29 protein-coding genes are annotated in these 22,575 nt (G+C 67.6%); 20 read left to right on the top strand and 9 right to left on the bottom strand.

Annotated features, from left to right (window positions below; genetic code table 11):
• Positions 1-16: 16 nt before the first annotated feature.
• Positions 17-1,453, bottom strand: a complete 1,437-nt coding sequence (locus tag LXT13_RS10945; protein ID WP_233371948.1) for a cryptochrome/photolyase family protein — start codon at positions 1,451-1,453, stop codon at positions 17-19.
• Positions 1,454-1,477: 24 nt separating this feature from the next.
• Between LXT13_RS10945 and LXT13_RS10940 the strand changes: the two genes are divergently transcribed.
• From LXT13_RS10940 to LXT13_RS10910, 7 genes are all read left to right on the top strand, one after another.
• Positions 1,478-2,056, top strand: coding sequence for a YqgE/AlgH family protein (locus LXT13_RS10940; protein ID WP_233371947.1), 579 nt, complete (start codon positions 1,478-1,480; stop codon positions 2,054-2,056).
• Positions 2,053-2,454: a Holliday junction resolvase RuvX gene (gene ruvX / locus LXT13_RS10935; protein WP_233371946.1), complete on the top strand. Its 402-nt coding sequence runs from the start codon at positions 2,053-2,055 to the stop codon at positions 2,452-2,454. Before LXT13_RS10940 ends, ruvX begins: the two co-directional genes overlap by 4 nt.
• Complete coding sequence (gene pyrR / locus LXT13_RS10930) at positions 2,451-2,939, top strand: bifunctional pyr operon transcriptional regulator/uracil phosphoribosyltransferase PyrR (RefSeq protein ID WP_233371945.1); 489 nt, start codon at positions 2,451-2,453, stop codon at positions 2,937-2,939. Before ruvX ends, pyrR begins: the two co-directional genes overlap by 4 nt.
• Entirely contained in the window at positions 2,939-3,901 is a 963-nt protein-coding gene (locus tag LXT13_RS10925) for an aspartate carbamoyltransferase catalytic subunit (RefSeq protein ID WP_233371944.1), read from the top strand. Before pyrR ends, LXT13_RS10925 begins: the two co-directional genes overlap by 1 nt.
• A 3-nt stretch (positions 3,902-3,904) precedes the next feature.
• On the top strand, positions 3,905-5,209 hold the full coding sequence (locus LXT13_RS10920) for a dihydroorotase (protein ID WP_233371943.1): 1,305 nt from the start codon (positions 3,905-3,907) through the stop codon (positions 5,207-5,209).
• The gene (locus LXT13_RS10915) at positions 5,206-5,937 is read left to right on the top strand and encodes a lysophospholipid acyltransferase family protein (RefSeq protein ID WP_233371942.1); all 732 of its coding nucleotides are present in this window, start codon (positions 5,206-5,208) and stop codon (positions 5,935-5,937) included. The genes LXT13_RS10920 and LXT13_RS10915 overlap by 4 nt, the downstream gene beginning before the upstream one ends.
• Before the next feature lie 134 nt (positions 5,938-6,071).
• Complete coding sequence (locus LXT13_RS10910) at positions 6,072-7,613, top strand: methyl-accepting chemotaxis protein (protein ID WP_233371941.1); 1,542 nt, start codon at positions 6,072-6,074, stop codon at positions 7,611-7,613.
• Positions 7,614-7,619: 6 nt separating this feature from the next.
• Here the strand turns inward: LXT13_RS10910 and LXT13_RS10905 are convergent, their stop codons facing one another.
• Both LXT13_RS10905 and gpmA read right to left on the bottom strand, forming a co-directional pair.
• Positions 7,620-8,372, bottom strand: a complete 753-nt coding sequence (locus tag LXT13_RS10905; RefSeq protein ID WP_233371940.1) for a hydroxypyruvate isomerase family protein — start codon at positions 8,370-8,372, stop codon at positions 7,620-7,622.
• A gap of 44 nt (positions 8,373-8,416) precedes the next feature.
• Entirely contained in the window at positions 8,417-9,160 is a 744-nt protein-coding gene (gpmA, locus tag LXT13_RS10900; RefSeq protein WP_233371939.1) for a 2,3-diphosphoglycerate-dependent phosphoglycerate mutase, read from the bottom strand.
• Positions 9,161-9,248: 88 nt separating this feature from the next.
• On the opposite strand from gpmA, the gene LXT13_RS10895 reads away from it, so the two are divergent.
• The 4 genes from LXT13_RS10895 to LXT13_RS10880 all read left to right on the top strand — a co-directional run bounded on the left by LXT13_RS10895 (position 9,249) and on the right by LXT13_RS10880 (position 11,623).
• Complete coding sequence (locus tag LXT13_RS10895; protein WP_233371938.1) at positions 9,249-9,668, top strand: rhodanese-like domain-containing protein; 420 nt, start codon at positions 9,249-9,251, stop codon at positions 9,666-9,668.
• A gap of 37 nt (positions 9,669-9,705) precedes the next feature.
• Positions 9,706-9,963: a glutaredoxin 3 gene (grxC, locus tag LXT13_RS10890; protein ID WP_233371937.1), complete on the top strand. Its 258-nt coding sequence runs from the start codon at positions 9,706-9,708 to the stop codon at positions 9,961-9,963.
• 109 nt (positions 9,964-10,072) lie between these two features.
• Positions 10,073-10,549, top strand: a complete 477-nt coding sequence (gene secB, locus LXT13_RS10885) for a protein-export chaperone SecB (protein WP_233371936.1) — start codon at positions 10,073-10,075, stop codon at positions 10,547-10,549.
• A gap of 75 nt (positions 10,550-10,624) precedes the next feature.
• Positions 10,625-11,623 carry an NAD(P)H-dependent glycerol-3-phosphate dehydrogenase gene (locus LXT13_RS10880; protein WP_233372000.1) on the top strand — a complete coding sequence of 333 codons (999 nt, stop codon included), beginning with the start codon at positions 10,625-10,627 and terminating at the stop codon, positions 11,621-11,623.
• Between the two features lie 61 nt (positions 11,624-11,684).
• Here the strand turns inward: LXT13_RS10880 and trmL are convergent, their stop codons facing one another.
• From trmL to LXT13_RS10865, 3 genes are all read right to left on the bottom strand, one after another.
• Positions 11,685-12,155: a tRNA (uridine(34)/cytosine(34)/5-carboxymethylaminomethyluridine(34)-2'-O)-methyltransferase TrmL gene (gene trmL / locus LXT13_RS10875; protein ID WP_233371935.1), complete on the bottom strand. Its 471-nt coding sequence runs from the start codon at positions 12,153-12,155 to the stop codon at positions 11,685-11,687.
• A gap of 96 nt (positions 12,156-12,251) precedes the next feature.
• Complete coding sequence (locus LXT13_RS10870) at positions 12,252-12,671, bottom strand: type II toxin-antitoxin system VapC family toxin (RefSeq protein WP_233371934.1); 420 nt, start codon at positions 12,669-12,671, stop codon at positions 12,252-12,254.
• A complete protein-coding gene (locus LXT13_RS10865; protein WP_233371933.1) occupies positions 12,668-12,922 on the bottom strand; it encodes a FitA-like ribbon-helix-helix domain-containing protein in 255 nt (84 codons plus the stop codon). The genes LXT13_RS10870 and LXT13_RS10865 overlap by 4 nt, the downstream gene beginning before the upstream one ends.
• 768 nt (positions 12,923-13,690) lie before the next feature.
• Here LXT13_RS10865 and LXT13_RS10855 point away from each other — a divergent pair.
• Both LXT13_RS10855 and LXT13_RS10850 read left to right on the top strand, forming a co-directional pair.
• The gene (locus LXT13_RS10855) at positions 13,691-13,978 is read left to right on the top strand and encodes a helix-turn-helix domain-containing protein (protein WP_233371932.1); all 288 of its coding nucleotides are present in this window, start codon (positions 13,691-13,693) and stop codon (positions 13,976-13,978) included.
• A gap of 11 nt (positions 13,979-13,989) precedes the next feature.
• Positions 13,990-15,312, top strand: coding sequence for a type II toxin-antitoxin system HipA family toxin (locus LXT13_RS10850; protein ID WP_233371931.1), 1,323 nt, complete (start codon positions 13,990-13,992; stop codon positions 15,310-15,312).
• Positions 15,313-15,450: 138 nt separating this feature from the next.
• Here the strand turns inward: LXT13_RS10850 and LXT13_RS10845 are convergent, their stop codons facing one another.
• Complete coding sequence (locus LXT13_RS10845; protein ID WP_233371930.1) at positions 15,451-15,624, bottom strand: hypothetical protein; 174 nt, start codon at positions 15,622-15,624, stop codon at positions 15,451-15,453.
• Positions 15,617-16,372: a ComF family protein gene (locus LXT13_RS10840; RefSeq protein ID WP_233371929.1), complete on the bottom strand. Its 756-nt coding sequence runs from the start codon at positions 16,370-16,372 to the stop codon at positions 15,617-15,619. Before LXT13_RS10840 ends, LXT13_RS10845 begins: the two co-directional genes overlap by 8 nt.
• A 23-nt stretch (positions 16,373-16,395) precedes the next feature.
• On the opposite strand from LXT13_RS10840, the gene LXT13_RS10835 reads away from it, so the two are divergent.
• The 7 genes from LXT13_RS10835 (at position 16,396) to LXT13_RS10805 (ending at position 22,293) form a co-directional block, all read left to right on the top strand.
• Entirely contained in the window at positions 16,396-17,328 is a 933-nt protein-coding gene (locus tag LXT13_RS10835) for a class I SAM-dependent methyltransferase (RefSeq protein WP_233371928.1), read from the top strand.
• Between the two features lie 170 nt (positions 17,329-17,498).
• Complete coding sequence (coxB, locus tag LXT13_RS10830) at positions 17,499-18,689, top strand: cytochrome c oxidase subunit II (RefSeq protein WP_233371927.1); 1,191 nt, start codon at positions 17,499-17,501, stop codon at positions 18,687-18,689.
• Positions 18,690-18,719: 30 nt separating this feature from the next.
• Positions 18,720-20,366: a cytochrome c oxidase subunit I gene (gene ctaD / locus LXT13_RS10825; protein ID WP_233371926.1), complete on the top strand. Its 1,647-nt coding sequence runs from the start codon at positions 18,720-18,722 to the stop codon at positions 20,364-20,366.
• A gap of 10 nt (positions 20,367-20,376) precedes the next feature.
• Entirely contained in the window at positions 20,377-20,490 is a 114-nt protein-coding gene (locus tag LXT13_RS10820) for a cytochrome oxidase small assembly protein (protein WP_233371925.1), read from the top strand.
• A gap of 12 nt (positions 20,491-20,502) precedes the next feature.
• The gene (locus LXT13_RS10815) at positions 20,503-21,120 is read left to right on the top strand and encodes a cytochrome c oxidase assembly protein (protein ID WP_233371924.1); all 618 of its coding nucleotides are present in this window, start codon (positions 20,503-20,505) and stop codon (positions 21,118-21,120) included.
• The gene (locus tag LXT13_RS10810) at positions 21,117-21,359 is read left to right on the top strand and encodes a DUF2970 domain-containing protein (protein ID WP_233371923.1); all 243 of its coding nucleotides are present in this window, start codon (positions 21,117-21,119) and stop codon (positions 21,357-21,359) included. The genes LXT13_RS10815 and LXT13_RS10810 overlap by 4 nt, the downstream gene beginning before the upstream one ends.
• Positions 21,360-21,408: 49 nt before the next feature.
• Positions 21,409-22,293 carry a cytochrome c oxidase subunit 3 gene (locus LXT13_RS10805; RefSeq protein WP_233371922.1) on the top strand — a complete coding sequence of 295 codons (885 nt, stop codon included), beginning with the start codon at positions 21,409-21,411 and terminating at the stop codon, positions 22,291-22,293.
• A gap of 54 nt (positions 22,294-22,347) precedes the next feature.
• Here the strand turns inward: LXT13_RS10805 and LXT13_RS10800 are convergent, their stop codons facing one another.
• Positions 22,348-22,569, bottom strand: coding sequence for a DUF2909 domain-containing protein (locus LXT13_RS10800; RefSeq protein WP_233371921.1), 222 nt, complete (start codon positions 22,567-22,569; stop codon positions 22,348-22,350).
• Between the last annotated feature and the right edge of the window lie 6 nt (positions 22,570-22,575).

Here is a 22,575-nt window from a genome sequence, read left to right as displayed (position 1 = left end):
CCACCCGTCCGCATCGTCACCGCACGGCCCGGCTCTTGACGACCGCGTAGCGCGCCAGCGTGCGTTCCCGGGCGACCGCATGGTCCACGACGGGGCGCGGGTAGCCGCCGCCCTGCATCGCCAGCGGCGCCCGCTCCCACGGCGCGTGAATGGCTTTGTCGTCCAGTTCGGCCAGTTCGGGGCAGTAGCGGCGGATGAAGCGGCCCTGGGGGTCGAACTTCTCGCTCTGGCTCGTCGGATTGAAGATGCGGAAATAGGGCTGCGCGTCACAGCCGCTGCTGCTGGCCCATTGCCAGCCGCCGTTGTTGGCAGCGAGGTCGAAGTCCAGCAGCTGCTGCGCGAACCAGGCCTCGCCGCGCCGCCAGTCCAGCCCCAGGTCCTTGGTCAGGAAGCTGGCCGTCACCATGCGCAGCCGGTTGTGCATGTAGCCGGTCTGGTTCAGCTGGCGCATCGCCGCGTCCACCAGCGGGAAGCCGGTGCGGCCGTCGCACCAGGCCGCGAAGTGTTCGTCGGCGAGCGCGCCGGTCTCCCAGGCGATGGCGTCGTACTCGGGTCGGAAGGCCGAGGTCATCGCGTGCGGATGGTGGTGCATGACCTGGTGGTAGAAGTCCCGCCAGATCAGCTCGGACAGCCAGACCTCCGCGCCGCGGTCGCCGCCGGTCGCGCGGGCGTGGGCCAGCCGCGCGAGGCGACGGATCGAGACCGTGCCGAAGCGCAGGTGGACGCTGAGGTAGCTGGGGCCCTTCACGGCCGGGAAGTCGCGCTTCTCGTGGTACTGGTCGATGCGGTCGAGGAAATCGTCCAGCAGTTCCTCGGCGCCGCGGCTGCCCCGGCCGACATGCGGTGTCAGTCCGGCCGGCTCAAAGCCGATGGCCTGCAGCGTCGGCACGCCCGTCGCGAGCGGGCTCGGCGCAAGCGCCGCGGCGTGGCGCTCGACGGGGTAGGGGCTGAGGTAGAAGTCGTCCACCTTGCGCAACCAGGCGTTCTTGTATGGCGTGAAGACGCCGTAGGCGCCGCCGGTGGCCGTCAGCACCTCGCGGCGCTCGAAGACGACATGGTCCTTGAATGTGCGCAGTTCGGCGCTGAACGATTTCAGGCGGTCCGCCACACGGGCGTCGCGCTGCAGTGCCTGCGGCTCGTCGTCGTGGTTCGCGAACACGGCCTGCACGGCCAGCTCGGCCGCCAGCTTCGGGATCTCGTCCGCCGCAACGCCATGCCGGACGATCAGCGCGCCGCCCAGGCGGCGCAGGTCGTCGTCCAGCACCTGCAGCGCGCCGAGGATGAACTCGACGCGGCGGTCGGCGCGGGGCAGGGCGTCGAGGATGTCGCGGTCCAGCACGAAGGCGCAGAACACCTGCTTCGCGCTGCGCAGCGCGTGGTGGAGAGCGGCCTGGTCCTCCACGCGCAGGTCGCGGCGGAACCAGACAAGAGCACGGTCGAAAGGGGCGGACATGGCCCAGAGAATAAAATGCCTCTTATGGCCGCCGACCGGATTTCCCTGACCAACCAGTTCCTCATCGCCATGCCCGGCATGGCCGACGAGGCCTTCGCGGGAACCGTCGTCTACCTGTGCGAGCACAACGACAACGGCGCGCTGGGGCTGGTCGTCAACAAGCCGACCTCGCTGACGCTGGGCACGCTGTTCGAAAAAGTCGAGCTGAGCCCGCCCGCCGACCCGCTGGCCGAGACGCCGGTCTACTACGGCGGCCCGGTGCAGACCGACCGCGGCTTCGTGCTGCACGAGCCGCTGGACGAGCAGGGCGGCCACTACAACGCGACGCTGGCCGTGCCGGGCGGCCTGGAGATGACGACCAGCCGCGACGTGCTGGAGGCGCTGTCCAACGGCGCCGGCCCGCGCAAGCTGCTGGTCACGCTGGGCTACAGCGGCTGGGCCGCCGGACAGCTCGAAGAAGAGATCGGCCGCAACGGCTGGCTCAACGTGGACGCCTCGCCGGCCATCATCTTCGACACGCCGGTCGAACTGCGCTACGAGAAAGCCCTGGGCCTGCTGGGTATCGATCCGCGCATGCTCAGCGCAGACGCGGGGCACGCGTGAGCGCTGAGCGCCGGGCCGCGTCGACCCTGCAGTCCTTTCTTGCTTTTGATTTCGGCCTTCGCCGCATCGGCGTGGCCAGCGGCACGCGCCTGCTGGGCGCGGCCGAGCCGCGCGGCACCGTCAAGGGCGGCGACTTCGACGCCATCGCGGCCCTCATCCGCACCTGGCAGCCCGACGCCCTCGTCATCGGCGTGCCGCGCCATCCCGATGGCGCGGCCCACGAGATGACCGGCAAGGCGCAGAACTTCGGCCGCCGCCTGGCCGGGCGCTACCACCTGCCGGTCTTCGAAGTGGACGAGCGCTACACCAGCGTCGAGGCCGAAAGCGAAGGCGCCCACGACGTGGACGCTGCCGCGGCGGCCCTCATCCTCGAACAATTCTTCAGGGAACACCCATGAGCGACCTCAAGCTCGATGCCGAGGCCTTGTACCTCGAGCTCAAGCGCGGCGTGCAGCGCCTGCTGACCGCCGACACCGCCCTTGTCGGCATCTGGAGCGGCGGTGCCTGGCTGGCCGAACGCCTCGCCGCCGACCTCGGCGTGCCGGACGCCGGCACGATCTCCAGCGTCATGCACCGCGACGACTTCGGTTCGCGCGGCCTGGCCAAGGCCGACCACACCTCGCTGCCCTTCGATGTGAATGGCCGCGACGTGGTGCTGATCGACGACGTGCTCTACACCGGCCGCACGACGCGCGCGGTGCTCAACGAGCTGTTCGACTTCGGCCGCCCGGCCAGCGTGCAGCTGGCCGTGCTGGTGGACCGCGGTGGCCGGCAGTTGCCCATCGAGCCGGCGTTTTCCGCGGCGCGCGTGACGCTGGGCGCCGACCAAAAGCTGCGGCTGGCGCGCGGCGACGACGGTCGCTTCCGCTTTGAGGTGAAGTGATGCTGTCCAAACGAAATCCCCAACTGAACAAGCACGGCGAGCTGCTCCACCTGCTGTCCATCGAAGGCCTGCCGCGCGCGGTCATCGAGCAGATCCTGGACACCGCCGGCAGCTTCCTGTCCGTCAACGACCGCGAGGTCAAGAAGGTGCCGCTGCTGCGCGGCAAGTCGGTGTTCAACCTGTTCTTCGAGAACAGCACGCGCACCCGCACCACCTTCGAGATCGCCGCCAAGCGCCTGAGCGCCGACGTCATCAACCTCGACATCGCGCGCAGCTCCACCGCCAAGGGCGAGACGCTGCTGGACACGGTGGCCAACCTCAGCGCCATGCACGCCGACATGTTCGTCGTGCGCCACAGCGAAAGTGGCGCGCCGCACCTGATCGCCCAGCACTGTGCGCCGCATGTGCATGTCGTCAACGCCGGCGACGGCCGCCATGCGCACCCGACGCAGGGCCTGCTGGACATGTACACGATCCGGCACTTCAAGAAGGACTTCCGCAACCTGACCGTGGCGATCGTCGGCGACATCGTCCATTCGCGCGTGGCGCGCTCGGACATCCACGCGCTGAACATCCTCGGCGTGCCCGAGATCCGCGCCGTCGGCCCCAAGACGCTGGTGCCCGGCGACCTGCGCGAGATGGGCGTGCGCGTCTGCCACGACATGGCCGAGGGCGTGAAGGACGCCGACGTCGTCATCATGCTGCGCCTGCAGAACGAGCGCATGAACGGCGGCATGCTGCCGAGCAGCGGGGAGTTCTTCAAGCACTTCGGGCTGACGCCGGAGAAGCTCGCGCTGGCCAAGCCCGACGCCATCGTCATGCACCCCGGCCCCATCAACCGCGGCGTGGAAATCGCGTCCGAAGTGGCGGACGGCAAGAGCAGCGTGATCCTGCCGCAGGTCACCTTCGGCATCGCGGTGCGCATGGCGGTGATGGCGATCCTGGCTGGGAATGAGGCCTGACACATGAAGATCCTGATCAAGAACGGCCGCCTCATCGACCCGGCCTCCAACCTCGACCGTGTCGGCGATGTCGCCATCGCCAACGGTCGCATCGTCCACCTGGGCGACGTGTCGGACTTCGGCGCCGACCGCACCATCGATGCCGCCGGCCTCATCGTCGCGCCGGGCCTCGTCGACTTGTGCGCCCGCCTGCGCGAGCCGGGCCATGAGCACGAAGGTCTGCTCGAAAGCGAACTCGCCGCTGCGGCGGCCGGTGGCGTCACCAGCCTCGTCTGCCCGCCCGACACCGACCCCGTGCTGGACGAGCCCGGGCTGGTGGAGATGCTGAAGTTCCGTGCCCGCAAGCTGAGCCGCTGCCGGCTGTTCCCGCTCGGCGCGCTGACGCGCCAGCTGGATGGCGCTGCGCTCACCGAGATGGCCGAGCTGACCGAGGCCGGCTGCATCGGCTTCTCTCAGGCCGAGGTGGCGATCAAGGACACGCAGGTGCTGCACCGCGCGCTGCAATACGCGGCCACCTACGGCTACACCGTCTGGCTGCGCCCGCAGGATGCGTGGCTCGGCGGCGGCGTGGCGGCCAGCGGCTCGGTCGCCACGCGGCTGGGGCTGTCGGGTGTGCCGGTCAGCGCCGAGACGGTCGCGCTGCACACGATCTTCGAGCTGGTTCGAGCGACGGGCGCCCGCGTGCACCTGTGCCGGCTGTCCAGCGCCGCGGGCGTGGCGCTCGTGCGCGCGGCCAAGCAGGAAGGTCTGCCGCTCACGGCCGACGTGTCCATCAACTCGCTGCACCTGAGCGACGTGGACATCGGCTACTTCGACTCCGCGATGCGCCTGACGCCGCCGCTGCGCCAGGGACGCGACCGCGATGCGCTGCGCGCCGGCCTGGCCGACGGCACGCTGGATGCGCTGGTGTCCGACCACATGCCCGTGACGACCGACGAGAAGGCCGTGCCCTTCGCCGAGGCGACGCCGGGCGCGACGGGGCTGGAGCTGCTGCTGAGCCTGGCGCTGCGCTGGGCGCAGGACTCTGGCTTGCCGCTGGCGCGGGCGCTGGCGGTCGTCACGGCGGAGCCGGTGCGCGTGCTGGGTAGCGCGCTCGGGTCGCTGTCGGCGAGCGCCGGCCGTCTTGTCGAAGGAGGCGTGGCGGATGTCTGCGTCTTCGACGCGGGCGCCAGCTGGGCCGTCACGCCCGACAAGCTCGCCAGCCAGGGCAAGCACACGCCGTTCGCGTATGCGTCCAGCGGCTTCGAACTCCCGGCGCGCGTGCGCTGCACGTTGGTGGCCGGCCACGTGGCCTACGAGGCTCAATGAGGGCTGCGGTCGCCGTCTGGCGGCTCGCCCGCCTGGCGCCGCATGTGCTGCACGGCCTGTGGATCGTCAAGCGGCGCTTCGAGCTGCTCAGCGCCGCTGAGCGCCAGGCGCTCGTCCAGTGGTGGTCGCAGAAGACGCTGCGGCTGCTCGGCATCACGCAGCGGGTGCAGGGCCAGGCCCTGCCCGCCGGTCACTTGCTGGTGGCCAACCATGTGTCGTGGCTGGATATCGCCGCCGTGCATGCCGTGCTGCCGCAGGCGCGCTTCGTGTCCAAGTCGGACGTGAGGCACTGGCCGCTCGTCGGCACGCTGGTCGAAGGCGTGGGCACTTTGTTCATCGAGCGCAGCAGCAAGCGCGACGCGTTGCGCGTGGTGCACCAGACGGCGGCCGCCTTGCAGGCCGGCGACTGCGTCGCGGTCTTTCCGGAAGGCACGACGGGCGCCGGCCCGGCGTTGCTACCTTTCCATGCCAACCTGCTGCAGGCGGCGATTTCGATCGACGCACCGGTGCTGCCCGTCGCGCTGCGCTGGCACGAGCCGGGTGAGCGCTTCAGCTCCGCGGCTCAGTTCATCGGCGACACGACGCTGGTGCAGAGCCTGTGGCGCATTGCCGCGGCGCGCGGCCTTGGCATTGAGGTGAAGCTCCTGCCGCCCGTGACGGCCGCTGGCGCGGAGCGCCGCGACCTGGCTGAGCGGCTGCGCACCGAGATCGCGCATCAGTTGTTGTGAAGCCCGCATCGGCAACCGCGCCCGAGCGCGCGTTTTGCTGAATGTTGCACGGGCCTGATCATTTCTCACGCGCCATGCGGTCACGTCAGACGGCACAGTCAGCTGCTGTTGCTGTCATCGAGCCGAGGATTCCGATGCGTCTGAATGATTTCAAGCTCTCAGCCCGGCTCGCCGGCGGTTTTGGCGCCGTGCTGCTGTTGCTCGCATTGATGATGGGCATCGGCTGCTACAGCCTCAGTCGTGCAGCCGCGGACACCCGCGAGATGATGGCCACGCCGCTGCAGAAGGAGCGCCTCGTCAGCGAGTGGTACATGCTGACGCTGGTGGGCGTGAAGCGCTACACGGCCATCGCCAAGAGCACCGACCCGAGCCTGGCCGACTACTTCGCCAATGACGTCAAGGTGGCCAGTGCGCGGGGCAGCGAGATCATCAAGACGCTGGATGGCCTGCCCAAGTCCGACGAAGAGAAGCGGGTTGTCAAGGAACTGACCGAAGCTCGCGCGCGCTACCAGGCCGCCCGCGACAAGATCGCGGCGTTGAAGAAGGCGGGCGACGAGAAACGCATTGCCGAGGTCTTCGACAGCGAGTTCCGCCTGCCCGCCGAGGCGCTGCTTGACCAGATGAAGGTCTACTGGCAGCAGCAGCGCCAGATCCTCGACGACATGGCCAAGGGGGTGGACCACGCCACGGAAGCGGCGCAGTGGCGGATCGCGCTGCTCGGCGCGCTGGCCTTGGCCGTGGGTACCGTGGGCGCGTGGATCCTGACCCGTTCCGTCACCGGCCCGGTGTCGCAGGCGTCGCGCCTGGTGGGCGCCATTGCCGCCGGCGACCTGACCGTGCGCGTTGACGTGGAAGGACGCGATGAGATCGCCGGCATGCTGGAGTCGCTCGAACAGATGCGCGTGAGCCTGCAGGGCGCCATCTCTCAGGTGCGCGACTCGTCGGACAGCATCCAGCTGTCCTGCCGTGAAGTCGCGGCCGGCAACCAGGACCTCAGCCAGCGCACCGAGCAGACCGCCTCCAGTGTGCAGGGCGCGGCCAGCGTCATGGACGAGCTCAATGGCACCGTCGGCAACACGGCCCATTCAGCCAGCGAGGCGAATCGCCTGGCCGTCTCGGCGGCCGACATTGCCGAGCGCGGCGGGGCCGTCGTGGCCGATGTGGTCAAGACGATGACCGGCATCCACAGCAGTTCGCGCCGCATCGCCGACATCATCGGCGTCATCGATGGCATCGCCTTCCAGACCAACATCCTGGCGCTGAATGCGGCTGTCGAGGCGGCGCGTGCCGGCGAGCAGGGGCGCGGCTTCGCGGTCGTGGCCGGTGAGGTGCGTTCGCTGGCCTCGCGCAGCGCCGAGGCGGCGCGGGAGATCAAGCAGCTCATTGCCGCGAGCGTGGATCAGGTGGAGGCGGGCACGGCGCTGGTCAGCAATGCCGGCTCGACGATGGATGAGGTGGTCGCCGCGATTCGCCGTGTCAGTGCGCTCGTGAGCGACATCAGCGCCGCGTGCGCCGAGCAGGCGCAGGGCGTGTCGCAGGTGTCGTCGTCGGTGTCGCAGATCGACAGCTCCACGCAGCAGAACGCGGCCATGGTGGAGGAAATCGCCGCCGCTGCCTCGAGCCTGCAAGGGCAGGCGCAGAGCCTCGTCGAGGCGATGCAGCGGTTCAGGCTCTGACCGTCGTCAGCAGCGCAGCCATGCAAGGCCTGCGCTCGTGACGGTGCGCGGGCGGTATTCCAGGCCGACGTGGCCGACCCATGCGCGCGACGCCAGCAGCGTCAGCTCCCGCGCGTACTCGTCCGCCTCGGGCTCGTGGCGGCCGTCGACACCGGCCAGCTGCACATGGCCCAGCACACCCAGGTCCAGCGCGCGCGTCAGGTGGCTCAGCGACTCGCCCTCCGCGATGCGGCAGTGGTAGAGGTCCAGCTGCAGCGTCACGCGCGGACTCGCCAGCTGCGCCAGCAGATCCAGTGCCTGGGCCTGGCGATGCAGGAAGTAGCCGGGCATGTCGCGCCGGTTGATCGGCTCGACAACCAGCGGCAGGGATGATTGCTCTGCGGCCCAGCGGAGGTTGGCCAGCCAGGTGGCGCGGTGAGCCGGCGTGTCGTCGGCCAGGCCTGACAGCAGGTGCACGCGGCCGGCGCCCAGCCGCGCGGCCAGATCCAGCCCGCGCAGCGTCGCCTCGCGAAAATCCGCCTCCCGGCCGGGCAGGGCGGCGAAGCCGCGCTCGCCGGCCGCCCAGTCGCCTGCCGGCGCGTTGATGAGGGCGACCCGCAAGCCGGCCAGCGCCGCCTGCAGCGACGCGGTGTCGTGCAGGTGCGGCTGCTGCAGTTCGACGGCCGAGAAACCGTCGGCCCGGGCCGCGTCGGGGCGGCCCAGGTAGGGCCGCTCGGTGTAGAGCCAGTCGAGGTTGGCGGCGAGGTGCGCGGGAATCATCGGATGCCCCGCGCCTGCCGCCCCACGGTCAGCCGGTCAGCCGTTCAGGCCTTGCCCTGGTTAGCCACCGCGGCGGCCGCCTTGGCGGCGGCCTCGGGGTCGCCGAGGTAGTAGCTCTTGATCGGCTTCAGGTTCTCGTCGAGTTCATAGACGAGCGGGATGCCGTTGGGGATGTTGACGCCGACGATGGCGTCATCCGCGATGTTGTCGAGGTACTTCACCAGCGCGCGGATGCTGTTGCCGTGCGCGGCGATCAGCACGCGCTGGCCACTCTTGATCGTCGGCGCGATGGTGTCGTTCCAGAACGGCAGCACGCGGGCGACGGTGTCTTTCAGGCATTCGGTCAGCGGCACCTCGCCGTCCTGCAGGCCGGCATAGCGGCGGTCAGCGCGTTCGCTGCGCGGGTCGGTCGCCTCCAGCGCCGGCGGCGGCGTGTCGTAGCTCCGGCGCCAGATCAGCACCTGCTCGTCGCCGTACTGCTTGGCCATGTCGGCCTTGTTGAGGCCCTGCAGCGCCCCGTAGTGGCGCTCATTCAGGCGCCAGCTATGGCGCACCGGCAGCCAGGTGCGGTCCATCTGGTCCAGGCTGTACCAGAGCGTCCAGACGGCGCGCTTGAGCACCGACGTGAACGCGATGTCGAAGTCGTAGCCGGCCTCCTTCAGCAGTCGGCCGGACTGCTTGGCCTGCTCGACACCGGTGGGCGTCAGGTCCACGTCGGTCCAGCCGGTGAAGCGGTTTTCCAGGTTCCAGGTCGATTCGCCGTGGCGGATGAGGACGAGCTTGTACATGGGCAGCAGCGCACAGGTTGGTGGAAGGCCAGGGATTATCGGACCCGGCGATAATCATGGGCTTCGTTGAATTACACGGGATGCTTGCTTGAACTTCCTGCTCCAGAACTGGTATCTCATCCTCGCCGCGCTCGTGTCGGGCGGCATGCTGCTGTGGCCTCTCGTGGCGTCGGGTGCGCAGGGCACCGCGCTCAGCACGGCCGAGGCGGTGCGGCTGATCAACCGCGAGAAGGGCGTGCTCATCGACGTGAGCGAGCCGCAGGAATTCGCGCAGGGCCATGCGGCGGGTGCGCGCAACATCCCGTTCGGCCAGATCGAGGGCCACAAGTCCCTGCCCAGCAACAAGGCCCTGCCGCTCGTGCTGGTGTGTCCGACCGGCGCACGCGCCGGCCGCGCCGCAGGCATGCTGCGCAAGCTGGGCTATGAAAAGGCCCAGGCCGTAACCGGTGGCCTCAAGGCCTGGCGGGACGCCAACCTGCCGGTCGAGAAGTCCGCCGCGGCGAACTGACCCCCCACCGGACTGCAACGCCTGAGGAGATTGCTGGATGGCCGCCGTCAAGATGTACACGACCCTGGTCTGCCCGTACTGCATCCGCGCCAAGATGCTGCTGAAGCAGCGTGGCGTCGAGCAGATCGAGGAGATCCGCGTCGATCTGAACCCCGCCGAGCGTGAGGCGATGATGGCCAGGACCGGCCGGCGCACCGTGCCGCAGATCTTCATCGGCGACACCCATGTCGGCGGTTGCGACGACCTCATCGCGCTGGACCAGCGCGGCGGCCTGCGCCCTTTGCTGGACGTCTGATTTCAAGGCCGGGCAAGCCCCATCGGGCTGTCACGGCTGTCCGCTGATAATCCGCCTTGCCGCCCGCAGCACGCCGCTTGCGGGCTTCTTGTTTGAAAGCACCGCCCTCATGGCCGACGACATCCAATCCGCCGAAGCCGGCACGCCCGTGTTCCAGATCCAGCGCATGTACCTGAAGGACCTGTCGCTGGAGCAGCCCAACGCCCCCCAGATCCTGGTTGAGGCGCAGGTGCAGCCGCAGGTCGACATCAACCTGACGCTGTCGGCCGAGAGCGTCACCGACGGCATCTTCGAAGTCTGCGTGACGGCCACCGTCAACACCAAGCTGGGCGACAAGACGCTGTTCCTGGTGGAGGCCAAGCAGGCCGGCATCTTCGAGATCCGCAACGTGCCGCAGGACCAGGTCGAGGGCATCCTCGGCATCGTCTGCCCGCAGATGGTCTACCCCTACCTGCGCGCCATCGTGTCCGACGTCTGCACGCGCGCCGGCTTCCCGCCCGTGCTGCTGACCGAAGTGAACTTCCAGGCCATGTTCGAGGCCCAGCAGGCGCAGCGCGCGGCCCAGGGCAGCACGGCCGTCAACTGAACTCGCCCACGTCCTGACGGCGCCCCGCCCCGAGCGGGGCGCTTGCTTTCAGGGACACTTCTCCGCATGACGACGATGAGAATCAGCGTGCTGGGCGCCGGGGCCTGGGGCACCGCGCTGGCGGTGCAGGCTTCCCGCGCCGGGCACGAGGTCTGCCTGTGGGGGCGTGACGCCGCGGCCATCGAGGCCATGCGCGCCAGCCGGCGCAATGCCGCTTACCTGCCCGACAGCGAACTGCCCGCCGCGCTCGCGCTGACCGCCGACCGCGCCGCGGCAGTTGCCCATGCGGCTGGCGGCCTCACCATCGTGGCAACGCCGATGTCCGGCCTGCGCGAGACGCTGGCCGCGCTGCCGGTCACCCACCGCACGCTGTGGCTGTGCAAGGGATTCGAGGCGGGCAGCGGACGGCTCGGGCACGAGATCGCGCGCGAACTGCAGCCGTCGATGGCGGTCGGCGTGCTGTCCGGTCCGAGCTTCGCGCAGGAGGTCGCGGCCGGTCGGCCGACGGCCCTGGTGGCCGCCAGCGAGAACGATGAACTGGCGCACGCGGCCGTGGAGGCGTTCCACGGCGAGCGGCTGCGCATCTACACCTCTTGCGACCCGGTGGGTGTGGAAGTGGGTGGCGCGGTGAAGAACGTGCTGGCGATCGCCGTCGGCGTGTGTGACGGACTGTCCGACGCGGCGCCGGATGCACCGGGCCTCAACGCCCGCGCCGCGCTCATCACGCGCGGCCTGGCGGAAATGATGCGGCTGGGGCTGGCGCTCGGGGCGCGCGCCGAGACCTTCATGGGCCTGTCGGGCCTCGGTGACCTGGTGCTGACGGCCACGGGCGACCTGTCCCGCAACCGCCGTGTCGGGCTGCTGCTGGCGCAGGGCCGGGCGCTGCCCCAGATCCTCCAGCAGCTGGGTCATGTGGCCGAGGGTGTCTACAGCGCGCCCACCGTGCTGGCCCGGGCGCGGGCCGCAGGCGTGGAGATGCCCATCACTGAGGCGATGGTGGCCTTGCTGGACGGCCGCGTGACGGCGACGCAGGTCGTGGAACTGCTGATGAGCCGCGACGCACGGCCGGAGTAGCGGTCGGAATCACGGCCGGAGTCACGGCCGGAGTCGCCGGGGGGGAGGGGACAGGTGTGGGTCAGCCGCCGCCGGCGTAGCCGTTTTGTCGCCAGGCCTCGAAGACGGCCACGGCGACGCTGTTGCTCAGGTTCAGGCTGCGCTGGCCTTCGCGCATCGGCAGGCGCACGCGCTGCTCGCTGGCGAAACCGTCACGCAGCAGGGGCGGCAGGCCGGCCGTCTCGCTGCCGAAGACGAGCCAGTCCCCCGGCTGCCACGCCACGTCGGCAAAGGGCCGGCTGCCGCGCGTGGTGAAGGCGAACATCCGCTGCAGATCCGGCGACTCCGCTGCGAGAAAAGCGGCCCAGTCGGCATGCCGCTGCACGCGCGCGTACTCGTGATAGTCCAGCCCCGCGCGCTGCAGCAGCCGGTCTTCCATCGAGAAGCCGAGGGGCTCGATCAGGTGCAGGCTGCAGCCGGTGTTGGCTGCCAGCCGGATGACGTTGCCCGTGTTGGGTGGGATTTCCGGATGGACTAGGACGATGTTGAACATCGCCGCAGTATCCCGCGCCTGTCTTTGGTCAGTCGTGCATGGCCCATTGCCACGCAGCGCGGACGGGTCGCTCTTGTGAGCACGGCCTGCCCACGCTCAGAACTGCCACGGGTTGATGACAGCCGTACCTGTGGCCTCGAAGGGACTGGTATCCCGGGTGGCGACGGCAAACCCGTTGGCCGCGGCGATGGCGGCGATGTAGCCATCCGCCGTAGGGATAGCAAGGCCCGCACTGCGCGCCTTAGCCATCAACGCCGCGTATGCCTGGGTGCAGGCCAGGTCAAACGGCAGCACGCGCCCGGCGAACAAGGGCAGCACGCGCTTTTCCAGGTTTTCTTGTAGGCCCGCTCGCCGCTTGCCAGCAGGCAACAGCGCTACCCCGGCCCGCAATTCCGCGACGGTGATCGCGGAAAGAAACAGCGTTTCCATGGGCTGGGCGTCGATCCATGCGATCACCCGCGGCTCAGGCGTGTGACGCCACGGCTCCGACATCACATTTGTGTCGAGCAGAATCATTCAAAACTCACCGGGCGCGCGGGCGTCCTGTCACGCACCTGCTCGAACACCGCAAACTCCTCATTGCTCAGCTTCGCCTGGCGGCCGATGTCTGCCATCAGCGAACCCAGTTTCACGCGCCCCTTGGGACTAGTTGCCGCCTCCAGGATTTCGCGCACTTCAGCCTCCATGCTCTGGCCGTGCTGGGCAGCGCGGACTCGCAAAGCACGATGAACTTCATCCGGAAGGTTCCGAACTGTCAGCATGGCCATGGCGGTCATTTCGATTGCAAGCGATGCATGCATTTTACAGAGATGCATGCAAATGGCAGAGCTGGCTTATCGCGGTTGAGACGCCGTCAGGGGGGGGCAAACTAAATTCCCTTGTGGAACAAAAATCGTCCAGGGTGCGGTGGCCGAGGTGATGAGCGCGGTCTACGAGGCCGACTTCCTCGGGTTCTCCTACGGCTTACGGCCGGGGCGCAAGCTGCCGAATGCGCGCGCGTAGCGAGGACGAGTGCGAGGCCCAATAGGCGGCCAGCCAGGGCCAGGCCACACCGGCAGTCCAGCCGCAGTTCCCCCGCATCATGGCGGCGGCCGTGAAGGTCTATGGAGCAACAAAAACACCCCATCCACCCCGCTACAGCCGCTGAAGGCTGGGGGTTAAGAGACGTCCTGGGCGGGCGCGGCGGGCGTCAGAGCCAGGCGCCGCAAAGCCTCGGAAGCCTCGACGATGGCTATGCTCTGATGGCTGCCGATAGGCAGCAAATGCCGGCGGTCACCCGATACGATGAGATCGGCGCGGGCGGCCACGGCGGCTGCGATCGCCTGATCGTCGGGCGTCGCCGGCTACCACGCGCGGCTGCGGAAGGTGGCCGCCGCCGTTGTCTGCGCGTGCTGACATCAAGGAGGCCAAGCTCCTGTTTTCGTGCGCAGAGTCTTGTGTAATGCTGTATTTGCTATATTGACTAAGTGGAAAATTCTCACTTTCCAATAGGTGGTAGGTTTTTCTGCCCACCAAATAGATAGCATATACAGCACATGGACAGCCTCTATTCCGTTGGTCGAGCCATCGCGCGGCTCAGGCAAGAGCGCGGCATGACCCAGAAGCAGCTTGCGGCTCTGACGGGCTTGGGCCAGTCAACCCTTGCCCGCTTTGAGACAGGCGGCGTTGCAGAGTTCGGCTCGCGAAAGCTGCTTCGCCTCCTTGAGGTCCTGGGGCACGAGCTGTCGTTCACACCCAAAAACAGCAGCTTCACGCTGGACGACGCGCTGGCGCAGCGGCAGCGGCAGGCTCAGGAGTCGAGTGAGCCCGGTGCTCCGCGGTAGGGTACGAGGCGATGAAGCTCCACGTCTACGTTCAGGACCAAGCCGTTGCAACGCTGGAGTCGACGGATGGCTTCCGGCATGTGATGGCGTATCACCCTGACGTCCGGCCAGAGCAGTTCGTCTCGCTGCTCATGCCTGTGCGCACGGAGTCCTATGCCTACCCGGAGCTCCATCCGCTGTTCCGGATGAACCTGCCTGAGGGCTTCCTGCTCTCGATCCTCCAGGAGCAGCTCGGTCCGCATGTCGGCGCATCGCCACTGAACCTGCTATCGGTCGTCGGGCGCAACGCCATCGGCCGAGTCAAGGTGGCCACGCCAGGTGCAGACCCCACGCAACCGCCAGTTCCCTTCGATTTGAACGGCATCCTGAGGGGAGACAACTCGCAAGAGGCCTTCGTTGGGCTGGTGCGCCGACATGCAGTGTCGGGGGTGTCCGGCGTTGTTCCGAAGTTCCTTTCGCCGAACACATTCGGGGAACACGTCAAGGGCGCCCTGGTCACAGAGCGCTACATCATCAAAGGCACGACAGCTCGGCTACCCGGTGTCGCCCTCAATGAGCATCTGTGCATGGAGGTATCGCGCCATGCCGGGCTGCCGACGGCCGTGACCGAGGTCTCCGACGACGGCCAAGCACTGGTGGTGCATCGGTTCGATTTCGAAGCAGACGGCATGACGCGCAAGGGCATGGAAGACTTGTGCAGTCTGCTTGCGCTACGCCCGGAGCAGAAGTACGAATCGACCTGGGAACGCGTTGTCGGCCGCATCAAGGACGTCACGCCTCAGGCCGAACAACAGAATGCAGCGCTCTCGCACCTCGCGGACCTGCTGCTGCTGACCTACGCGCTCCGCAACGCGGATTGCCACACCAAGAACATCGCTTTGCTCTACAGCTCGCGCGAACACATCGAGCTGGCACCCGTCTACGACATGCTGACCATCACGGTCTACGACGACTATGCGAAGAACCCGCCGGGCATGCCCATCGAAGGGCGCAGCACGTGGATGCCTGGCAAAGCCCTGGAGCGGTTTCTGCAGGCCAGGTGCAACGTGATGCCGGCGCAGACGCTAAAGCGCGTCGAACGCATCTGTGAGGCCATCGTTCAGGTCACACCTCAGGTTGTCGAGGCAACAGAGCGCTACCCCGCGTTCTATGAGACGGGCAAACGCATGCTGCACGCGTGGAATGACGGGATGAACAGCCTGCGTCTCCAGAAGACCTGGAGCCTGCCTTCACTGGACGAGCCCATCGCTGCGGCTAAGTTCTCTGACCCAGAGCCCATCAAGGCCGCGAAAGTCGAGAAGATGGGCCGCTCGCCACTGCTGGGGCAGCGCTAGTCATCCTCTGGCAGATACGTCCGCCCTTTGGACTTCACAGCCGGGACGCAATACTTTGCTCTGGCGTTTGCATTTGTGGACCTTCACGGCCGGGACGCCGCCGCCGTGAATTGGGGGATCTTGCCGGGATGGCGCCGCCTATCCGGCCTCGCGCTCGACCCGGGATGCGAGGGCCATCGGCAGCTTGGGGCCTTCTTGCTGGCTCACTCGACGCACGCCCGTTAAGCCGTTTGCGGCGATGTCCTTGACCGGCAGGTGCAGGTCTTCCGAGCGGTTGCGCACGGCAGCGCCGCATCGCGGGACTTCATTCATCTCCAGGTTCCGGCGTCCTTGCGATGACCCAGGCCTGCACGCTCATGACGCCTGCCTGCAGCAGCACGCGGGCCAGCTCGAACAGCGTGGCGCCGCTGGTCATCACGTCGTCCAGCAGCGCGACGCTGCAGCCGCGCAGCTGGCGTGCCTTCTGCGGCTCCACGGCGAACACGCCGCGGACATTCGCCGTGCGGTCGGCCATCTTGAGTCCGGCCTGGCGGTCGTTGTGCTGCAAGCGCAGCAGCAGGCCGGGGTCACAGCGCAGGCCGCGGCGCCTGGCCAGCGCCTTGGCCAGCTCGTGAGACTGGTTGTAGCCGCGTTCGCGCACCTGCTCGACCGACAGCGGCACCGGCAGCAGCCAGTCCGGCTGCTGCACTTCGGCGGCGGTCAGTGCCAAGTTCATGCGCTGCAGCAGGGATTCGCGCAGCTCCAGCGCCTGGTGGTACTTGAAGTGCTGCAGCAGACCGTCCCACGGGAAGCGGTAGTCCAGCGCCGCGACGGCCCGGTCCAGCGGGGGAGGGTCGGCCAAGCAGCGCCCGCATTGGGGGCGGGGGCTGCCGATGAGCGCCAGCGGCAGGCGTGCGGCGCAGGTCCAGCAGCGTGGCACCGGCCGCGCGTAGCGCTGCAGGCAGTCGTCGCAGACCGTCTGGTCGCTCCATGTGCGGCAGACTGCGCACTGGCCGGCACAGCGCATCAACACCCGCTCGACGAGTGCTGGCTTTGGCGAGTGCAGGGAGCGGTCCGGCATCGGGTCAATATACTGACCGGCCCATGAGTGAGCTGGCGTCGCCCCCTACTTCAAACAAGGGGCCACGGCCTCAGGATCTCGACGTCGCCGCGGTGGCCCGTCAGGGGCGGCGGCTGGCTCAGGCGCAGCAGCCCCCGTGGCTGCACGCCGAAGTGGCCCGGCGCATGGCCGAGCGCCTGCCGCTGATCAAGTTGCAACCCGCCCGCGTGCTCGATGCGTCGCCCGCTCTTGGGGCCAGCGGCGAGCTGCTGCGCCGCGCCTACCCGCAGGCCGAGATGCTGTGGCATGAGGCGGATGCGGCGCTGGCCGAGCGTGCCCTGCAGGACCGCACGCCCGGCTGGTGGCGCAAGTTGCGCGGCGCGTCGGCCGGCCAGGTGACGTCTTGGCCGGTACAGCCGCGCGTCGACATGCTGTGGTCCAACATGGCCTTGCACGCCAACGCGGACCTGCCAGACCTGTTGGGCGCGTGGCAGGCTAGCGTGGCCGTGGGGGGCTTCGTCATGTTCTCCTGCCTGGGGCCGGACAGCTTCATCGAGCTTCGTCGTCTGTACCAGCGTGCCGGCTGGGACCGGCCTGCACCGGAATGGTGGGACATGCACGATGTGGGTGACCTGGTGCTGAAGGCGGGGTTTGCCGACCCGGTCATGGACCAGGAGCGCTTGCGGCTGACTTGGGCCACCCCCGAAAACCTGCTGGCGGACCTGCGGGCGCTCGGCGGCAACCTGGCGCCCTCACGGTTTGCCGGGCTGCGCGGGCGCGGCTGGCGGCGCCAGCTGTTAGAGGAGCTGGAGACGCTGCGCGCGGCCGACGGCCGGCTCGCGTTGACGGTGGAACTGGTCTTCGGGCATGCGTTCAAGGCCGCGCCGCGGCTGGCCGTCGCGAGCGAGACCCATGTGTCCGTGGATGACCTGCGCGCCAGCCTTCGACAGGGCCGAGAAGGGCACGCAAGGGGGTGATTCCCCGGGGTCTGGCGGCCCGTTCAAGCCAGCAGCGCCGGATAAACTTTGGCGGCGCTACGAGGGTCGGAGCATTGCCGGCTCGCTCCACGGGACTCGCGACACAGTTTCGGCCGCAGGGCCGGACAGGCCGGTTTGCAGGCCCGTTCTTCCAGAACCACGAGACAACCATGACGATGATGAACGCACGAGTGCATTGCGCCTCACGCGGTGGGGCCCGGCGGGCCGCCGTGGCGGCGACGGCGGCCCTGGCGACGGGTTCTGCCCTCGCGGTGAACGACCTCAAGGGTGGCCCGGGCGTCAATCAGATCAACCTGCACGAACCGGTCACCCGGATCGCAGCCGACCAGATGTGGCTGCACAACTTCATGCTGATCGTCTGCCTCGTCATCTTCGTGGCGGTGTTCGGCGTGATGTTCTATTCCATCTTCAAGCACCGCAAGTCCAAGGGTGCGGTGTCGGCCAACTTCCATGAGAGCGTGACCGTCGAGATCGCCTGGACGGTGGTGCCTTTCCTGATCGTCATCGGCATGGCGCTGCCCGCCACCAAGGTGGTCGTCGCGATGAAGGACACGACCAATGCCGACCTGACGATCAAGGCCACCGGCTACCAGTGGAAGTGGGGTTATGACTACCTGAAGGGCGAGGGCGAGGGCATCGGCTTCCTGGCCACGCTGGATACCGAGCAGCGCGAAGCCTCCAACTCGGGCCATCCCGAGCCGGTCGACAACTACCTGCTGAAGGTCGACAACCCGCTGGTCGTGCCGGTGGACAAGAAGGTCCGCATCATCACGACGGCCAACGACGTCATCCACGCCTGGATGATCCCGGCCTTCGGCGTGAAGCAGGATGCGATTCCTGGCTTCGTGCGCGACACCTGGTTCAAGGCCGAGAAGATCGGCGACTACTACGGCCAGTGCGCCGAGCTGTGCGGCAAGGAGCACGCCTACATGCCCATCCATGTGAAGGTCGTGTCCGCCCAGGACTACACCGCCTGGGTGGATACCAAGAAGAAGGAAGCCGCCGCCAAGGCCGACGACCCCAGCAAGGTCTGGGAACTGCCGGCGCTGATCGCCCGCGGCGAGAAGGTCTACACGGCCAACTGCGCGGCCTGCCACAAGGCCGATGGCGCCGGCGCCGGCCCGGTCAAGGCGCTGGACCACTCGCCGGTCGTGCTGTCCGACAACCACCTCGACCAGGTCCAGGTGCTGCTCAACGGCCGCATGGACAAGGGCATGCCGTCGTGGAAGCAGCTGAGCGACACCGAGATCGCGGCCGTCATCACGTACACGAAGAACAGCTGGTCCAACAAGACGGGCCAGCTGGTCCAGCCAGCCGAGATCGTCGCGGCCCGCAAGTAATCGTCGAACGCCGACTCCAAAGGAATCCAAATGAGTGCAGTGCTTCCCAATCACGGCGTTCACGGCGGCCACGCTGGCGATCACGCCCATGATGACCATCACGACCACCATGCCCCGAGCGGCTGGCGGCGCTGGGTCTTCGCCACCAACCACAAGGACATCGGCACGCTGTACCTGCTGTTCAGCTTCACGATGCTGATGGTGGGCGGCATCCTGGCGCTGTGCATCCGCGCCGAGCTGTTCCAGCCGGGTCTGCAGTTCTTCAACCCCGAGCTGTTCAACCAGTTCACGACCATGCACGGTCTGATCATGGTGTTCGGGGCCATCATGCCGGCCTTCGTCGGCTTCGCGAACTGGATGATTCCGCTGCAGATCGGGGCCGGTGACATGGCCTTCGCGCGGATGAACAACTTCAGCTTCTGGCTGATGATCCCCGCGGCCATCATGCTGGTCAGCAGCTTCTTCATGCCCGGCGGCGCGCCGGCGGCGGGCTGGACGCTCTACGCGCCGCTGACGCTGCAGATGGGCCCGTCGATGGATGCCGGCATCTTCGCGATGCACATCCTTGGCGCGAGCTCCATCATGGGCTCGATCAACATCATCGTGACCATCCTCAACATGCGCGCCCCCGGCATGACGCTGATGAAGATGCCGATGTTCTGCTGGACCTGGCTGATCACGGCCTACCTGCTGATCGCCGTCATGCCCGTGCTGGCCGGCGCCATCACGATGACGCTGACGGACCGCCATTTCGGCACCGCCTTCTTCAACCCGGCCGGCGGCGGCGACCCGGTCATGTACCAGCACATCTTCTGGTTCTTCGGGCACCCCGAGGTCTACATCATGATCTTGCCGGCCTTCGGCATCATCAGCCAGATCGTGCCGGCCTTCGCCCGCAAGCGTCTGTTCGGCTACGCCTCCATGGTGTACGCGACGGCCTCCATCGCCATCCTGTCATTCATCGTCTGGGCGCACCATATGTTCGCCACCGGCATGCCAGTGACGGGCCAGCTCTTCTTCATGTACGCGACGATGCTGATCGCCGTGCCCACGGGCGTGAAGATCTTCAACTGGCTGGCGACGATGTGGCGCGGCTCGATGACCTTCGAGACGCCGATGCTGTGGGCCGTGGGTTTCATCTTCGTGTTCACGATGGGTGGCTTCACCGGCCTGATCTGCGCGATGGCGCCCATCGACATCCAGATCCAGGACACCTACTACGTCGTCGCCCACTTCCACTACGTGCTGGTGGCCGGCTCGCTGTATGCGCTGTTTGCCGGCGTCTACTACTGGGGCCCGAAGTGGACCGGCGTCATGTACTCCGAGTTCCGCGGCAAGCTGCACTTCTGGTGGTCGCTGATCGCGTTCAACGTGACCTTCTTCCCGATGCACTTCCTGGGTCTGGCCGGCATGCCGCGTCGCTATGCCGACTACCCGATGCAGTTCACCGACTTCAACCAGATCGCGTCGATCGGCGCCTTCGCGTTCGGCCTCGCGCAGGTCTACTTCTTCCTGTTCGTCGTCATCCCGATGATGCGTGGCAAGGGTGCCAAGGCGCCGCAAAAGCCCTGGGAAGCGGCCGAGGGGCTGGAGTGGGAGGTGCCGTCGCCGGCGCCGTTCCACACCTTCGAGGAGCCGCCCAAGCTGGACGCGTCGGCGACCCGCATCGTCGCCTGAGGACGTTCCGATGACGCCCGAACAGCGCAAAGCCAACCGCCGCCTGGGGCTGATCCTCTTCACCGTGGCCCTGGCCTTCGGTGTCGGTTTCATCGTCAAGATGACGATGTTCGGCCACCACTGAACCGGCGCATCCATGGTCCTTCGCTCGCTTGCCGCCGCGCTGCGTCGCGACAACGACCACCTGCTGCTCAAGCTGGCGGTCGTCGTGACGCTGATGTTCGGTTTTGCGTATGCGATGGTGCCGTTCTACAAGGCCATCTGCAGCGCGCTGGGCATCAACGTGCTGTCGCTCGCCGAGCGACAGACGGCGCTGGCGGACAAGGGCGTGGCCAATGGCAACGGGCAGATCGACTACAGCCGCGAGATCACCGTCGAGTTCGACACCAACGCGCGCGGCCCCTGGGATTTCAAGCCCGCGGTGCGCCATCTGACCGTGCACCCCGGTGAGCTGACGCAGGTGATGTACGAGTTCCGCAACGTCCAGAACCGCACGATGGCCGCGCAGGCCATCCCGAGCTACGCGCCGATGCAGGCCAGCGCGCACTTCAACAAGCTGGAGTGCTTCTGCTTCAACGAATACACGCTCAAGCCGGGAGAGACCAAGCAGTGGCCAGTCGTGTTCGTCATCGACCCCAAGCTGCCGCGCGACGTAAAGACCATCACCCTGTCCTACACGTTCTTCGAAGTGGCGGGCAAGGGCGGTGTGAACGTCGGCCAGGCGCCGCGGGCCACGACGGGAGCTGCGCTGTGAGTCGGCCCGGTCAGGACCTGAAGGACGCGGTATCGCGCAAGGCGTCGCTCGGCCAGACGGTGTCGGCCGTCGCCTGGAGTTTCTTCGGCGTGCGCCGGGGCAAGGATCATGAAAACGACATGGCCAAGCTCAATCCGGTGCACGTGATCATCGCGGGCGTGCTCGGCGCGGCCGTGTTCGTGTTGATGCTGGTGCTGCTGGTCCGCTGGGTCGTCGGCAGTGGCGTGGCCGGTGGCTGAGCGCCGGCCGCAACAAGGTTCAGAACGAGACAAGAGCTAGGAGAACGACATGTCGGCAGCGACAACTTCGGGCAAGGCCCCGTACTACTTCGTCCCGGCGCCCTCGCGGCATCCGGTGATGGCCGCCACGGGCCTGTTCTTCGTCATCCTCGGCGCCGGCCAGTGGGTCAACGGCCATGGCTGGGGCATGTACTCGCTGTTCGGCGGCCTGCTGTTCTGGGCATTCGTGCTGCAGGCCTGGTTCCGCGACGCCATCGGCGAGAGCGAGGGCGGCCTCTACAGCGACCGCATCGACCTCTCCTACCGCTGGAGCATGGGCTGGTTCATCTTCTCGGAGGTGATGTTCTTCGCCGCCTTCTTCGGCGCGTTGTTCTGGGCCCGGATGTACTCCGTGCCGCAGCTCGGTAGCCTGGAGAACTCGCTGCTGTGGCCTGACTTCAAGGCCATCTGGCCCAGCACGGCGCCCGGCTTCACGGCGTCGCCGGCCGGCACGGTGGAGGCCTTCAGCACGATGGGCCCGTGGCCCATCCCGACGATCAACACAGCGCTGCTGCTGACTTCGGGTGTCACGTTGACGATTGCGCACCACGCGCTGATCGCCGGCAACCGTGCGAAGACGATTGCGTGGATGTGGGTCACCGTGCTGCTCGGCGCCACGTTCCTCGGCTTCCAGGCCTACGAGTACCACCATGCCTACAGCGAGCTCAACCTCAAGCTCAGCTCCGGCATCTACGGCTCGACCTTCTTCATGCTGACCGGCTTCCACGGCTTCCACGTCTGCGTGGGGGCGCTGATGCTGCTGTTCATCACGATCCGGCTGATGAAGGGCCACTTCACGCCGGAGCGCCACTTCGGTTTCGAAGGGGCCGCCTGGTACTGGCACTTCGTCGACGTCGTGTGGCTGGGCCTGTACGTCATTGTCTACTGGATGTGACGCGGGCGACGCCGCCAACAAAAAGCGCCGCGGTCGCGGCGCTTTTTTGTTGGCTCAAGTCGCCGGCTTCAGCGGCAGCCCCGTCGGGTGGATCCAGCCCATCTGCCAGCTCAGCAGGATGAACAGGAACAGCGCCACCGACAGCGCGACCCGCAACGCGAGTGCCCGGGCCATGTCACCCTTGCCCTTGCTGCCACCCTTGCGCAGCATGAAGAAGCCGGCCGCCGCGAGGGCACCGAGGATGCCGATGAAGGCGAGCACGATGACGACGTTCATGACGCC

Origin of the sequence: Pelomonas cellulosilytica, assembly GCF_021353265.1 — a bacterium.
In the GTDB taxonomy this organism is placed as follows: domain Bacteria; phylum Pseudomonadota; class Gammaproteobacteria; order Burkholderiales; family Burkholderiaceae_C; genus Pelomonas; species Pelomonas cellulosilytica.
The sequence above is the reverse complement of the archived record's forward strand: the minus strand, read 5'-3'. Positions and strand labels throughout refer to the sequence as shown.